General features: G+C 66.7%; 14 protein-coding genes. 8 read left to right on the top strand and 6 right to left on the bottom strand.

Annotation, left to right across the window (positions count from 1 at the left end; genetic code table 11):
* Positions 1-3 precede the first annotated feature (3 nt).
* The gene (locus tag OVY29_RS14300) at positions 4-501 is read left to right on the top strand and encodes a hypothetical protein (protein ID WP_313911598.1); all 498 of its coding nucleotides are present in this window, start codon (positions 4-6) and stop codon (positions 499-501) included.
* A 392-nt stretch (positions 502-893) separates the two neighbouring features.
* On the opposite strand, the gene OVY29_RS14295 is transcribed toward OVY29_RS14300, so the two are convergent.
* Positions 894-1,328 carry a hypothetical protein gene (locus tag OVY29_RS14295; RefSeq protein ID WP_037556882.1) on the bottom strand — a complete coding sequence of 145 codons (435 nt, stop codon included), beginning with the start codon at positions 1,326-1,328 and terminating at the stop codon, positions 894-896.
* A 107-nt stretch (positions 1,329-1,435) separates the two neighbouring features.
* Here OVY29_RS14295 and gyrB point away from each other — a divergent pair, with 107 nt between their 5' ends.
* Together gyrB and OVY29_RS14285 are read left to right on the top strand one after the other, a co-directional pair.
* A complete protein-coding gene (gene gyrB / locus OVY29_RS14290; protein ID WP_037556883.1) occupies positions 1,436-3,982 on the top strand; it encodes a DNA topoisomerase (ATP-hydrolyzing) subunit B in 2,547 nt (848 codons plus the stop codon).
* A gap of 129 nt (positions 3,983-4,111) precedes the next feature.
* The gene (locus tag OVY29_RS14285; RefSeq protein WP_037556884.1) at positions 4,112-4,543 is read left to right on the top strand and encodes a septal ring lytic transglycosylase RlpA family protein; all 432 of its coding nucleotides are present in this window, start codon (positions 4,112-4,114) and stop codon (positions 4,541-4,543) included.
* A gap of 3 nt (positions 4,544-4,546) precedes the next feature.
* On the opposite strand, the gene OVY29_RS14280 is transcribed toward OVY29_RS14285, so the two are convergent.
* Complete coding sequence (locus OVY29_RS14280) at positions 4,547-5,476, bottom strand: glutaminase (RefSeq protein ID WP_037556885.1); 930 nt, start codon at positions 5,474-5,476, stop codon at positions 4,547-4,549.
* 99 nt (positions 5,477-5,575) lie between these two features.
* Between OVY29_RS14280 and OVY29_RS14275 the strand changes: the two genes are divergently transcribed.
* The 5 genes from OVY29_RS14275 to OVY29_RS14255 all read left to right on the top strand — a co-directional run bounded on the left by OVY29_RS14275 (position 5,576) and on the right by OVY29_RS14255 (position 10,732).
* A complete protein-coding gene (locus tag OVY29_RS14275) occupies positions 5,576-6,049 on the top strand; it encodes a VOC family protein (RefSeq protein WP_037556886.1) in 474 nt (157 codons plus the stop codon).
* Positions 6,046-6,372, top strand: a complete 327-nt coding sequence (locus OVY29_RS14270) for an ArsR/SmtB family transcription factor (RefSeq protein ID WP_037556887.1) — start codon at positions 6,046-6,048, stop codon at positions 6,370-6,372. The genes OVY29_RS14275 and OVY29_RS14270 overlap by 4 nt, the downstream gene beginning before the upstream one ends.
* Positions 6,369-6,839, top strand: coding sequence for an SRPBCC domain-containing protein (locus OVY29_RS14265; RefSeq protein WP_037556889.1), 471 nt, complete (start codon positions 6,369-6,371; stop codon positions 6,837-6,839). Before OVY29_RS14270 ends, OVY29_RS14265 begins: the two co-directional genes overlap by 4 nt.
* A 90-nt stretch (positions 6,840-6,929) precedes the next feature.
* On the top strand, positions 6,930-9,110 hold the full coding sequence (locus OVY29_RS14260) for a primosomal protein N' (protein WP_037556890.1): 2,181 nt from the start codon (positions 6,930-6,932) through the stop codon (positions 9,108-9,110).
* Positions 9,111-9,187: 77 nt separating this feature from the next.
* Positions 9,188-10,732, top strand: coding sequence for a hypothetical protein (locus OVY29_RS14255; protein WP_313911597.1), 1,545 nt, complete (start codon positions 9,188-9,190; stop codon positions 10,730-10,732).
* Here the strand turns inward: OVY29_RS14255 and OVY29_RS14250 are convergent.
* From OVY29_RS14250 to OVY29_RS14235, 4 genes are read right to left on the bottom strand one after another with little or no spacing between them, the layout of a single operon-like run.
* Positions 10,726-11,484 carry an isocitrate lyase/phosphoenolpyruvate mutase family protein gene (locus OVY29_RS14250; protein ID WP_037556892.1) on the bottom strand — a complete coding sequence of 253 codons (759 nt, stop codon included), beginning with the start codon at positions 11,482-11,484 and terminating at the stop codon, positions 10,726-10,728. The two genes, OVY29_RS14255 and OVY29_RS14250, sit on opposite strands and share 7 nt — an antisense overlap.
* 32 nt (positions 11,485-11,516) lie before the next feature.
* On the bottom strand, positions 11,517-11,948 hold the full coding sequence (locus OVY29_RS14245; protein WP_037556894.1) for a nuclear transport factor 2 family protein: 432 nt from the start codon (positions 11,946-11,948) through the stop codon (positions 11,517-11,519).
* 11 nt (positions 11,949-11,959) lie between these two features.
* Entirely contained in the window at positions 11,960-13,021 is a 1,062-nt protein-coding gene (ada, locus tag OVY29_RS14240; protein WP_152567667.1) for a bifunctional DNA-binding transcriptional regulator/O6-methylguanine-DNA methyltransferase Ada, read from the bottom strand.
* Entirely contained in the window at positions 13,018-13,503 is a 486-nt protein-coding gene (locus OVY29_RS14235; RefSeq protein WP_037556907.1) for a DUF1203 domain-containing protein, read from the bottom strand. The genes ada and OVY29_RS14235 overlap by 4 nt, the downstream gene beginning before the upstream one ends.
* Positions 13,504-13,524: the final 21 nt, after the last annotated feature.

Raw genomic sequence — 13,524 nt, 5'->3', positions numbered from 1 at the left:
CAAATGTCCGGGTTCCGTTATGCGGCGGCAGCGACGCTGATGCTGGTCGTCGCGGGCTGCGCCGCGATCCCCCAGCCTGAGGCCCCGCCCCCCGCACCGCGGCCCGTCGCGCCCGCGCCGGCGCCGGCGCCGCTGCCGACGTCGACGGCGGGCTGGGAGGATCGCGCGATCGATCGCGGCGCGTGGCGTTATGACGCCGCGAGCCGCACCGCCGCCTTCGTTCCGACGGGCAGCGCGAATCCGTTGCTGACGATGGCGTGCAGCGGCGGCGGCATCCGCATGACATCGGCGCTCTCGGGCAATGTCAGCCTGCGCACCAGCGCCGGTACCGATGCGATCCGCTTCGACGGCGGCAGCGCGAACCTGCCGACCCGCGACCCGCGGCTCGACCGCATCGCGTTCAGCCGCGGCCGCTTCGCGCTCGAAACCCCGGGCGGCGGCGCGCTCACGCTGCCGGTGCAATCGGAAATCGGCCGCGTGATCGAGGATTGCCGGGGGTAGGGGCGTCGGCTTCGGGGTGGGGAGCGGACGTTGCGGCAATTTGGCCCTCCCTTCAGGGAGGGGCAACGCAGACTGGCAGCTGCTGCCTGGTCGTAGTGGGGTCTATCGGCCTTGCGCAGGCCGATAGACTCACTCAACCCCTCCCCTGAAGGAGGGCTTCTTCTCAATGGCCGCAACCGGTCGTTTCCGGACATTCGCCATCCTTTCAGCTCCCGACAAGAGAGGGGTAAGGATGACTCGAAAAGACGACTTTCCTACATTACCCAGCTGTGCCAGCCTGAAAGCTGGCTCTTTGAACCGTCGATCATCGCCCGCAAGCGACTGTATCGCGCGCCGGTCCTAAAGCGACCAAGGCGACAGTTTCGGCGCGTTCATCCGTATATTTTGTGGCTTTAGCCGCCGAGCTGGACCGTCCCGCCCTTGATCCAGCCCCAGCGGCACGGGCCCTGATATTCGCGCGCGTTGGGGACCGACTTGCCGACGCCGCACATGTCGGGGTCGGTACCGGGCGCGGCGAAGACGACGCCGAACCAGGCGTCGTTTTCCGCGGCTTCGCACAGCGACACATTCGCGCCGCCGGCGAGCTTCGCCTTGACCGCGCGCGTCTCGTTCGGCGCCCAATAGACGTCGGTGCCGCCCGTCTTGACGCGGCTGATGCTCGAACAGGCGGGCAGGCTCGGTCCCTCGGTGCCGATCATCACCGCGCGCGTCGCGATGGGTTCGCCCGCGACAACGGGGGCGTTATCGGCGGGCGGAGCGGGCTGGCTGCACGCGGCGAGCGAGGCGGCGAGGAGCAGGGCGAGGGGAGAAGCGAGGCCTTGTTTCATGCCCCTGAAACTAGCCGCCGCGGCGTCCCCGCGCAACGCTCGTCGCCCAAGGCCCGAGAGCCGCATTTTCGCTTGGGTTTTCGGGTCCGCGACCCTATATAATCGTTATGACGGACACCCCAGAAAATACGGCGCCGGTCGCGCCCGCCAATCAGCCCAACAGCAACGCCTATGGCGCCGATTCGATCAAGGTATTGAAGGGCCTCGACGCGGTCCGCAAGCGCCCGGGCATGTATATCGGCGACACCGACGACGGCTCGGGCCTGCATCATATGGTGTTCGAGGTTTCGGACAATGCGATCGACGAGGCGCTCGCGGGGCATTGCGACCTCGTGCTGATCACGCTCAATAGCGACGGCTCGGTCAGCGTCGAGGACAATGGCCGCGGCATCCCGACCGGCATCCACGCCGAGGAAGGCATTTCGGCGGCCGAGGTCATCATGACCCAGCTCCACGCGGGCGGGAAGTTCGAGAATACGAGCGACGACAATGCCTATAAGGTGTCGGGCGGTCTGCACGGCGTCGGCGTTTCGGTCGTCAACGCGCTCAGCGAATGGCTCGAACTCACGATCTGGCGCGACGGCGAAGAGCATTGGATGCGCTTCGAACATGGCGATTCGGTCGCGCCGCTCAAGGTCACCGGTCCTGCCCCCGCGGGCAAGAAAGGGACGCGCGTCACCTTCTGCGCCTCGACCGAAACCTTCAAAAATGTCACCGAATTCGATTTCGAAAAGCTCGAGCATCGCTATCGCGAGCTCGCTTTCCTGAACTCGGGCGTGCGCATCAAGCTCGTCGATGCGCGCCACGCCGAGCATGAAACGCACGACCTTTTCTATGAGGGCGGGATCGCGGCGTTCGTCCAATATCTCGACCGCAACAAGAATGCGCTGCTCCCCGATCCGATCGCGATCAGCAGCGAACGCGACGGCATCGGCATCGACGTCGCGCTCGAGTGGAACGACAGCTATTATGAAAATGTCCTCTGCTTCACCAACAACATCCCGCAGCGCGACGGCGGCACGCATCTCGCGGCATTCCGCGCCGCGCTGACGCGCACGCTCAATGGCTATGGCGAAAAGTCGGGGATGCTGAAGAAGGAGAAGGTCTCGCTGACCGGCGAGGACATGCGCGAAGGCCTGACCGCGATCGTTTCGGTCAAGCTGCCCGATCCGAAGTTCAGCTCGCAGACCAAGGACAAGCTCGTGTCGTCCGAAGTCCGCCAGCCGCTCGAAAGCCTGATGGCCGACCGGATGACCGAATGGCTCGAGGAAAATCCCGCGCATGCCAAGGCGGTGATCCAGAAGGTCATCGACGCCGCCGCGGCGCGCGAAGCCGCGAAAAAGGCGCGCGAGCTGACGCGGCGCAAGGGCGCGATGGACATTGCGAGCCTGCCCGGCAAGCTCGCCGACTGCCAGGAACGCGACCCCTCGAAATGCGAACTCTTCCTCGTCGAGGGTGACTCGGCGGGCGGATCGGCGAAGCAGGGCCGCGACCGCCATGTGCAGGCGATCCTGCCGCTGAAGGGCAAGATTTTGAACGTCGAGCGCGCGCGCTTCGACCGCATCATCTCGTCGAAGGAAGTCGGGACATTGATCCAGGCGCTCGGCACCGGGATTCGCGACGAGTTCAACCTCGAAAAACTGCGCTATCACAAGATCGTGATCATGACCGACGCCGACGTCGACGGCGCGCATATCCGCACGCTTTTGCTCACCTTCTTCTATCGCCAGATGCCCGAGATCATCGAGAACGGCCATCTCTACATCGCCCAGCCGCCGCTCTACAAGGTCGCGAAGGGGCGGAGCGAGGTCTATCTCAAGGACGACACCGCGCTCGAAAATTATCTCGTCGACGCGGGGATCGATGCGCTGCTGCTCGAAACCGCGGGCGGCGCGCGCTCGGGCGCCGATCTCCGCTCGCTGATCGATCACGGCCGGCGGCTGCGCGCGCTGATGCGTTATGTGCCGCGTACCCTCAATCACGGGCTGGTCGAGGCGCTCGCGCTGACCGGCGCGCTCGATCCCGATCTCGACACCGCGGGCCGCCACAGCGCCGCCGCGACCGCTGCGACCTGGCTCAATGCCGCCGAGCGCGCGCTGACGGGCGGGGCCGAAGCGGTGTGGACCGTCGAAGCGGTCGAGGGTGGCGGCTATACGCTCGAGCGCCGCTGGCGCGGGGTCAGCGATCATCATGCGATCGACGCGGGTTTCCTCGCCAGCCAGGAAGCGCGCCGGATGCACAAGCTCGCCGCCGAACAGGCCGACACCTATGCCCGCCCCGGCCGGCTGGTGAAGGCGAGTGGCGCGGCGGCCGATGTCGAAACCGAGATTGCCGACGGCGAAGAGGGCGATGTCCCCGCCGCGACGAACGCGAAGGCCAATCCGGTCACGCGCCCGTCCGAACTGCTCGAGGCGATCTTTGCGCACAGCCGCAAGGGGCTCGCCATCAGCCGCTACAAGGGGCTGGGCGAGATGAATGCCGAACAGCTTTGGGAAACGACGCTCGATCCCGCCAACCGTTCGCTTCTGCGTGTCGAGGCCGAACAAGCCGATGTCGCGCATGAAATCTTCGAACGGCTGATGGGCGACGAGGTCGAACCGCGGCGCGACTTCATTCAGACGAACGCGCTTTCGGTGGCGAATCTCGACGTCTGATTTCGGTTTGGTTCTTAAAAACGGGCCGAAACGCACTTTCGAACGCAAAATCTGTTCAGTTTAACGCGCGGCGGCTTGTTTCGGCAGGCCGCCGCTGCTTTTGGCGCTTCACCGAAAAGGGAGGATGCCATGCGGGCTCTTGCGACCATGGTCATGCCGCTGATGCTCGTTGCGTCGGCCGCTGCACAGGACAGTGACGCCGCCGCCATACCCGCCGTCGCCGCCGGCGCGATTCCCCTTGCCGACGCCGCCGACGTGGAAACCGAAATCGACGGTGGCATGGCGAGCTATTATGGCAACGAACTCGCCGGCAACCGCACCGCGAACGGCGAACGCTTCGACCCCGGCCAGCTGACCGCGGCGCACCGCACATTGCCCTTCGGCAGCAAGGTGCGCGTCACCAACATGTCGACCGGCGATAGCGTGATCGTCCGCATCAACGACCGCGGTCCCTTTACCCACGGCCGCGTGATCGACGTCAGCCAAGCCGCGGCGCGCGAGATCGGCATGCACCGCAGCGGCACCGCGCGGGTCAAGCTGGCGCTGCTCGCTGACGACTGAGGGTTAGTCGAACACCGACCATCCCGCCGCATAGGCGAAATGTTCGAGCGCGACGGCGCCGGCCAAGGAGGTTCCCGCCTCGCCCAGCGCGGGCGACCAGACCGCGATCGATCCCTGACCCGGCGCGATACAGAGGATGCCGCCGCCGACGCCGCTCTTGCCGGGAAGGCCGACGCGGAAGGCGAATTCGCCGCTATTGTCGTAATGGCCGCACAGCATCATGATCGCGTTGATCCGCCGTGCGCGGTGCGGTTCGACGAGCTGCTCGCCGGTCAGCGGGTCGCGCCCCTCCATCGCGAGGAACAGCCCGGCGCGCGCGAGCTGGCGGCACGACATGGCGATCGCGCATTGGCGGAAATAGACGCCGACCACCGTCTCGACCGGATGCGTCAGATTGCCGAAGGCGTCCATGAAATGCGCGAGGCTGCGGTTGCGTGCGCCGGTTTCGGATTCGGACGATGCGACGTCGAAGTCGATTGCGACGCTGTCGTCTCCCGCCCGCGCACGCATGAAATCGACGATCTCATCGATGGTCGCATCGCCGCTGCGCCCGTCGATCAGCCGGTCGGTGGTCGCGAGCGCGCCCGCGTTGATCAGTGGGTTGCGCGGGATGCCCTGTTCGTTTTCGAGCTGGACGATCGAGTTGAACGCGCTGCCCGACGGCTCGCGTCCGACGCTGTCCCAGAGCGAACTGCCGACGCGGCGGAGCGCGAGCGCCAATGTGAAGACCTTCGACACCGACTGGATCGAGAAGGGCTCGTCGGCGTCGCCCGAGCTGTGGACAGTCCCATCGGGGAGGGCGAGCGCGAAGCCGAGCTTGTTCGGATCGACGTTGGCGAGCGCGGGGATATAGTCGGCGACGCGCCCTTTTCCGAGCTGCGCGGCGGCTAGCTTCATCGCTTCGTCGATATGGTGGCGGAGGTCGTCGGTCATCGCGCCGCTTTATCATCTTGCCGCATATCGGCGAGTATTTTCATTTTTGTGAAAATATTCTATGAATGAGAAATCAAATAGCGACTCGGGAGACACGACATGGCCGATCAACCGCGACCCAAGGGGCTTGCGAGCGCCGTCTGCTACAAGGATGCGAAGGCGGCGTTCCGCTGGCTGGAGGACGCGTTCGGGTTCGAGCCGGCCTTCGTGCTGCTCGACGATCAGGGCAATCTCGCGCACAGCGAGATGGAATATGGAAATTCGTCGATCATGATCGGCAATGAATGGTCCGATGACCATCGCAGCCCCGCGAATCTCGGCGGCAAGAACACCCAGACGGTGCACGTCCAGCTGGGCCAAGGCGACGATATCGACGCGCATTGCGAAAAGGCGCGCGCGGCGGGGGCGGACATCATCGCCGAACCGGAAACGCAATTCTATGGCGACCGCACCTACCGCGCGAAGGATCCCGAGGGGCATATCTGGACCTTTGGCGTCACGGTCGAGGAGAAGAGCGCCGCCGAGTGGGACGCGGCGGGCGGCTTCACGACCAAGACGCGGCTCGACGATTGAGCGCGGCGCTCGACCGGATGCTGGGCGCGCTCGCCGATCCCACGCGGCGGCGCGCGATCGCACTGCTCGGCGAACGGCCGCGCAGCGCGGGCGAACTGGCGGGCGAACTCGGCCTCGCGCCGCCCGCGATGAGCCGGCATTTGCGCGCGCTGAAGGAAGGCGGGCTGGTTGAGGACGGGCATCCCACCTTCGACGCGCGTGTGCGCATCTATCGATTGAAGGACGGCGCGACGACCGAGCTCAAGCAATGGCTCGCCGAGACCGAGGCGCTGTGGTCGCACCAGCTCGCGGCGTTCAAGGCGCATGTCGAGGGCGGTCCATGAGCGGGGCGGCGGTGATCGTCGCGCTGCGCGTCGCGGCGACTCCGCAAGCGGCGTTCACGGCTTTTACGCGCGACATCGGCAAATGGTGGCGGAGCCATCCTTTGTTCCAGCTGTCGCGGCAGGGCGACGGCGCGCTGCGCTTCGATCCGGCGGGGCCGGACGGACGGCTCGTCACGCGCTTCGACGATGGCGAAGAATGGGAAATCGGCGCGGTCCGCCACTGGCTGCCGGGCGAACGGCTGGCATTCGCCTGGCGCCTGCCGAGTTTCCGCGACGATCAGGCGACCGAGGTCGATGTGCGCTTCGAGGCGGTCGGCGCCGAGACGCGCGTGACCGTCGAGCATCGCGGCTGGGAGACGATCCCGCAAAGCCACGTCGCGCGGCACGGGTTCGAGCTGATGCTGTTCCAGCGGCGGCTGGGGGAATATTGGCGCGAACTGTTGAAGGGGATGCGCCAGCGGCTTTGAGCGGAGGCGGGCGCGGAAGCGCCGTCTCCTTCGCTGGTCGCCCTCAGCGCTTTCCTATTTTACCTGCGACCCTATATCCTGCCCGACCCCATGGAATATAATCGCTCTCGCGCCCGCGTCCTCCTTTTGACCGCCGCCCTCGGCCCGCTCGATTATCGCGTCCCGCAGGGAAGCGAGGCGCCGCTCGGCAGCGTCGTCGTCGCGCCGCTCGGGCCGCGGCGGATAGGCGGCGTGGTGTGGGAGGATGAGAGTTTCGGCGCGCCCGAGCCGGTCGGCGACAATCGCCTGCGCAATCTATACGAGATCGTGCCTGTGCCACCGATCGCGGCACCGCTCCGCCGCCTGATCGAATGGACGAGCGATTATTATCTCAGCCCCCCGGGCGCGGTGCTGCGCATGGTGCTGCCCGGCGCCGCCTTCGCCGACGCGCGCCGCCCGATCGTCGAATATCGCGCGACCGGCGAGCTGCCCGCGCGGATGACGCCGCAACGCACCGTCGCACTCGAAAAGATCGGCAGCCGGCAAGGGCTGGTGCGCGAACTCGCGGCGCTCGCCGAGGTGAGCGAAGCGGTGATCCGCGGGCTGGTCAATACCGGCGCGCTTGAAGCCGTCGCGGTGTCGGCCGACGCGCCCTATCCCGAACCCGATCCCGGCTTCGCGCCGCCCGACCTTTCGGACGAGCAGACCGCTGCCGCAGGGCAGCTTCGCGACGCGGTCGCCGCCGCGAAGTTCGAAACGCTGCTGCTCGACGGGGTCACCGGGTCGGGCAAGACCGAAGTCTATATGGAGGCGATCGCCGCCGCGATCGATGCGGGCAGGCAGGCGCTGGTCCTCCTCCCCGAAATCGCGCTCACCGAACCGATGCTGACGCGCTTCGCCGCGCGCTTCGGCTGCGAGCCCGTCGCATGGCACAGCGGGCTGCGATCGACCGAGCGCCGCCGCGCGTGGCACAGCATCGCGGCGGGCGAGGCGAAGATCGTCGTCGGCGCGCGCTCGGCGCTGTTCCTCCCTTACGCCAATCTCGGCGTGATCGTCGTCGACGAAGCGCATGAAACGAGCTTCAAACAGGAGGACGGCGTCCATTATCACGCGCGCGACGTCGCGGTGATGCGCGGACATTTCGAGGGGCTGCCGGTGGTGCTCGCGAGCGCGACCCCCGCACTCGAAAGCCTCGCGATGGTCGAGGCCGGGCGCTACCGCCACATCAAGCTCCCCGCGCGCTTCGGCGGCGCGACCTTGCCCGACCTTTCGGCGATCGACATGCGGCAGGACCCGCCCGACCGCGGCCGCTGGCTCGCCCCGCCGCTCGTCGGCGCGCTCGCCGACCGGCTTCAAAAGGGCGAACAGAGCCTGCTCTTTCTGAACCGCCGCGGCTTCGCGCCGCTGACGCTCTGCCGCACCTGCGGCCACCGCATCCAGTGCCCGAACTGCACCGCGTGGATGGTCGAGCACCGGCTCGTCCACCGCCTCGCCTGCCACCATTGCGGCCATGTCATGCCGCCGCCGCGGCTCTGCCCCGAATGCGAGGATGAGGACAGCCTCGTCGCCTGCGGCCCCGGCGTCGAGCGCGTCGCCGACGAGGTCGCGCTGCGCTTCCCCGAAGCCAGAACCGCCATCGTCACCAGCGACACCTTGTGGTCGCCCGCGAAGGCGGCCGAGTTCGTCGACAATGTCGAGGGCGGGCTGGTCGACATCATCATCGGTACCCAGCTCGTCACCAAGGGCTATCATTTCCCGAACCTGACGCTCGTCGGCGTCGTCGACGCCGACCTCGGGCTCGACGGCGGCGATTTGCGTGCGTCGGAGCGCACCTTTCAGCAGATCGCGCAGGTCGCGGGGCGCGCGGGGCGCGGGGTGAAGCCCGGCGAAGTGCTGATCCAGACGCGCGTGCCCGACGCGCCCGTCATGGCGGCGCTTGTCGCGAACGACCGCGACGGCTTTTATTCGGCTGAGGCCGCGGCGCGCAAATTCGCCGGCGCGCCGCCCTATGGCCGCTTCGCCGCGCTCGTCATTTCGTCCGAAGACGTCGAGGTCGCGCGCGGCGTCGCCAAACGGCTGGGCGACAAGGCGCCCGTCGCCGAGGGACTCGCCATCTATGGTCCCGCCCCCGCGCCGCTCGCGATGCTGCGCGGCCGCCACCGGTTCCGCCTGCTGCTCCACGCGCCGCGCAGTTTCGACCTGCAGGGGACGATCCGCGACTGGGTGGGCCGCATCGACTGGCCCGCCAAGGCGCGACTCGCGATCGACATCGATCCCTATAGTTTCGTCTGATCGCCGCTATTTACATAGCCTCTGCGCCGCGCCAAAACCCCTGTCGGGGATCATAAAAAGTCCGGGGGGACGGGATTATGCGGAAAGCGACAATCGCCGCGGCGCTGATCGCAGCCATGATGGCCACGGGCGCAGAGGCCAAGTGGCTGCGCGCCGACACCGACAATTTCATCATCTACAGCGAAGGCAGCGAACGATCGCTGCACAGCTTTGCGGAAGATCTGCAGCGTTTCGATGCCACTTTACGCCTGCGACTCCGGGTGGCGGGCGGGAAAGAGCCCAACCGGCTAACCATCTATCTGGTGCCCCGCGCGGCAGACGCGGGGAGACTGGCAACGGGCAAGTCCGGATCGTCGATTGCGGGATTTTACAGCGCCGACCTCGACGGCAGCTATGCCGTTTCAAATCGCGAGATCGTCAAGTTCAAAGGCACGTCCGCGTCGCAGCAAACGCTGTTCCACGAATATACGCATCACTTCATGAAACGCTATTTCGGCGCCGCCTTTCCCGCCTGGTTCATCGAGGGGTTCGCCGAATTCTACTCGACCGCCGATTTCACGAGCAAGGGTCACTATCAGGTCGGCCGTCCCGCCTATTTCCGTGCACACGGGCTGGTCAACATGCCCCGCATCCCGGTGGAGGATCTGCTGCTGAAGCAACCGCGCGAAATGCGCTCTTCCGGCCAGATGGACGTCTATTACGGCCGCGCCTGGCTCCTTACCCACATGCTATATTATGACCCCGACCGCGCCGGGCAGCTCACCGCTTATATCGAAGCGATCAATCGCGGCGAAGAAGGCGAAAAAGCGGCGGTCGCGGCCTTCGGCGACCTTGCCGTGCTCGATCGCGATCTCCAGCGCTATCTCGGGCGGTCGCTCGCTTACATGACATCGGCCGCCCCCATCCCGGTTCCCGGAACGATCACGGTAACGCCGCTACCTCATGCCGAGGATGCGTTGGTGCAGTGGCAGCTCGAGCGGCGGAGCGCACGCGATAGCGAACGGTTGGCAGAGGTGCGTGACGGCTTGAAGGCGCTTACCGCCGAATATGGCAACAGCGCCAACGTCTGGTATGAACTGGCCCGCGCCGAATGGGATCTGGGCGACGAGAAGCGCGAGGCCGCGGCGGCGCGGGCCGCAGTCGTCAAGGCGCTGGCGATCGAGCCGAAACATGTCCGCGCCAATATATTATTGGGCGAAATGCTGATCCACGACTTGGGCAAGAAAGACGATCCCTCGACCGAGGATTGGGCCGCGGCGCGAAAGCCGATCATATTGGCGAACCGCACCGATCCCGACGATCCTGTGCCGCTCTACGCCTATCATGAAAGCTTCCTGCAGCAAGGAATCATGCCGCCGAAGATTGCGGTCACCGGGCTCGAGCGCGCCTTTGCGCTCGGCCCCGAAAGTGCCAGCGCGCGCATCGCCTATGCCTTTGCCCTTGCCCGGAACGGCGATTTCGAACGAGCGGCCCGCCTTGCAAAGGTGGTGGCGTTTGATCCGCACGACGGGGGACAGGGCGAACAGATTCTGGCGCAGATCGAAACGATGCGCAAAAGGAGCGACGATGCCGAAAAGGGCACCGCCGACCTGTCCGCGACGACCGGCGCCAAAGTTCAATAATCGGGTTCGGCGCCGCCCAGCACTTGCGTGGCCTGCGCCGCGAGCCACGCCATCGCCGCCGCCCAGGGCTGGTGCCCGTGGCTGATCCGCGCAACGCCGAGCGCGGCGAGTTCCTTGTGCGTCGGCCCGCCCTTGCCGCGCAGGATGTTGACCGGCAGCGGCGACGCGTCGCAGATCGCGCCGATATATTTGGGATCGAGCAGGAAGGGCACGAACAGCGAGCCCGCCCCCGCATCGGCATAGGCGCGCGCGCGTTCGAGCGTCGCGGCGACGAGCGCGTCGCCGTCCTTCGCCGCATCGGCGCCGCGAAACGTGTCGCAGCGCGCGTTGACGAAGATGCCGGTGTCCGCCGCCGCGCGGTAGCGCGCCACCGCTTCGGCGACGGGAAGCAGATCGTCAGCCCCGGGCAGCCGGTCCTCCATATTGATTCCCGCCGCGCCCGCCGCTTTCGCGCGGCCGACCGAGACGCCGACCGCCGACGGATCGGCGCCATAGCCCGATTCCATGTCGATCGTGACCGGCAAGTCGGTGACCGCGAGGATGCGGCCCAGATTTTCGAACACATCCTCGATCGGGAAATCCTCGCCGTCGGCGCGGCCCTGCGCGCCCGCGACGCCGAAGCTGCCCGTCGCGATCGCCTTCGCGCCGGCGCCCGCCACCGCCTTCGCACTCCCCGCATCCCAGATGTTGACGAGGATCAGCGGGTCGCCGGGGACGTGCAGTGCGCGAAATTCAGCAATCTTGTCGGTCATGGGAAACTCCGTCATTGTCGATACCGCGTGAGTCAGACGATCCGGGCGGCGGGCATGGGGCCGAAAACCTGATCATAGCCATTTTTCGTATCCATATATTCGCGAATACGCCGGACCCGCCCGCCCTGCATTTCAAAAATGAAAACATAGTCGAGCGCATAGTCGCGCCCGTTGGCAAGCGTGGCGCTCTGGCGCTGCTCGAACACGACACGCTCGTCCTCGGCGGTGAGCGAAATCGGCGCGATCCGCATCCCGCCGCTGAAAAGCCGCGGATAATCATCGAGGATGAATCGCACGATCGCATCGGCGCCGACCATATGATCGCTCACGCCGAGCGCGACCGCCGTGGCATTGCGCGCCGGCGCGCGCCATTCGGCGTCGTCGGTCAGGACGGCGCGAATCCGTTCGGCGTCGCGCGTGGCGAACGCGCGCCAGACGGCGAGTGCGGCCTCCTTGCTGTCCATGGCCGCCTCCGTCAAAATTCGTCGAGGCGCGGCTGCCCGGACGCGCCCTCGCGCCTGAGCAGTTCGTCCTTGATCGGCAGGCCATAGGCATAGCCGCCCAATGACCCGTCGCTGCGCACGACGCGGTGGCACGGGATCAGCACCGCCACATTGTTGGCGCCGTTGGCACTGCCTGCCGCGCGGACTGCTGCTGGCTTGCCGACCGCGGCGGCGATGTCCGAATAGCTGCGCGTCTCGCCCGCCGGAATCTTCCTGAGCTCGCGCCACACCGCTTCCTGAAAGGCGGTGCCCTTCACGTCGATCGGGATATGGTCGAAGCCGTTCACCGGCGCCTCGACCGCGTCGACGACCTGCCTCAGCAGCGCGGCAAAGTCATCGCCGCCCTCGACCAGATCGGCGGCGGGAAAACGCTCCTCCAATGCCTCGCGTCCTTCGGCGAAGCTCAAACGGCACACGCCCTTGTCGGTCGCGGCGACGAGCATGTCGCCGAGGCTGGTCGGCACCACCGCCCAGTGGATCGTCGCGCCCTTGCCGCCGTTCACCCACGCCGAAGCCGTCATACCCATGCGTCCCTCCATATTCTCGTAGAAACGCGACGGCCCCGAAAAGCCCGCGTCGTAGATCGCGTCGGTCACCCTTGTGCCCTCGCTCAGCGCGGCGCGCGCGCGTTCCTCGCGCAGTGCGCGGGCATAGGCGGCGGGCGACAGGCCGGTGTGGCGGGTGAAGACGCGCTGGAAATGCGTCGGCGAATAGCCGGTGCGCGCGGCGAGATCGGCGAGCGCGAGCGGTTCCTCGCTTTGCTTGATCGCGGCGATCGCCTTGATCACCGCGCTTTCGTCGCGCGCGACATCGTCGGGCAGGCAGCGCTTGCAGGGGCGCAGCCCCGCCCTGCGCGCCGCGGCGCCGTCGGCGAAGAAACGCACATTTTCGCGGTTCGGATGCCGCGCGGCGCAGCTCGGCCGGCAATAGATGCCGGTGGTGAGCACGCCGGTAACGAAGCGTCCGTCGAACGCCTTGTCGCGCGCCTCCACCGCCTGCCAGCGCTCGTCGTCGGTCATCGGGTCGCGGCTCATTTCTCGCTCCTTTGGGACTCGTCCCTTTCGATCCGCGCGGCGAAGCAACCGTGCGCGGCATTATGGGCATCGATATAGGAAATGCCCGCATCGGCGAACAGGTCGCGGATCGCGGCATCGGCCTCGCCCGGTCCTGCGAGCCGCGCGGTTTGCAGCATCCCCTCGGCATCGAAGGCGCGCAGCGCGAGCGGGCGTCCCTCGAACACCGGCGGGATTGCGTCGCGATAGCGCGCCGCCACGACGCCCGAACGGACATAGATGGCATAGGCGCTGCGATAGGGCGTCGCGACATCGTGGCTGGTGTGATGGAGCAGGATCAGCGTCTCGCCCGCCTTCGCATCCTCGAGGCTGATCCGGCACGGAAAACCGCGGTCGGCGGTCGCTTTCACACGCCGCGCGTTGATCGCGGCGAGACCGGCGTCGTCGAGCGCAAACAAGGGCGCAAAGCGATCGGGGCAAAGCCCCTCGATCAGATAGGTCATCGAAAACATCCTTTCTCGGCT

Origin of the sequence: Sphingopyxis sp. SE2, from assembly GCF_032227185.1 — a bacterium.
Lineage (GTDB): Bacteria > Pseudomonadota > Alphaproteobacteria > Sphingomonadales > Sphingomonadaceae > Sphingopyxis.
The sequence above is the reverse complement of the archived record's forward strand: the minus strand, read 5'-3'. Positions and strand labels throughout refer to the sequence as shown.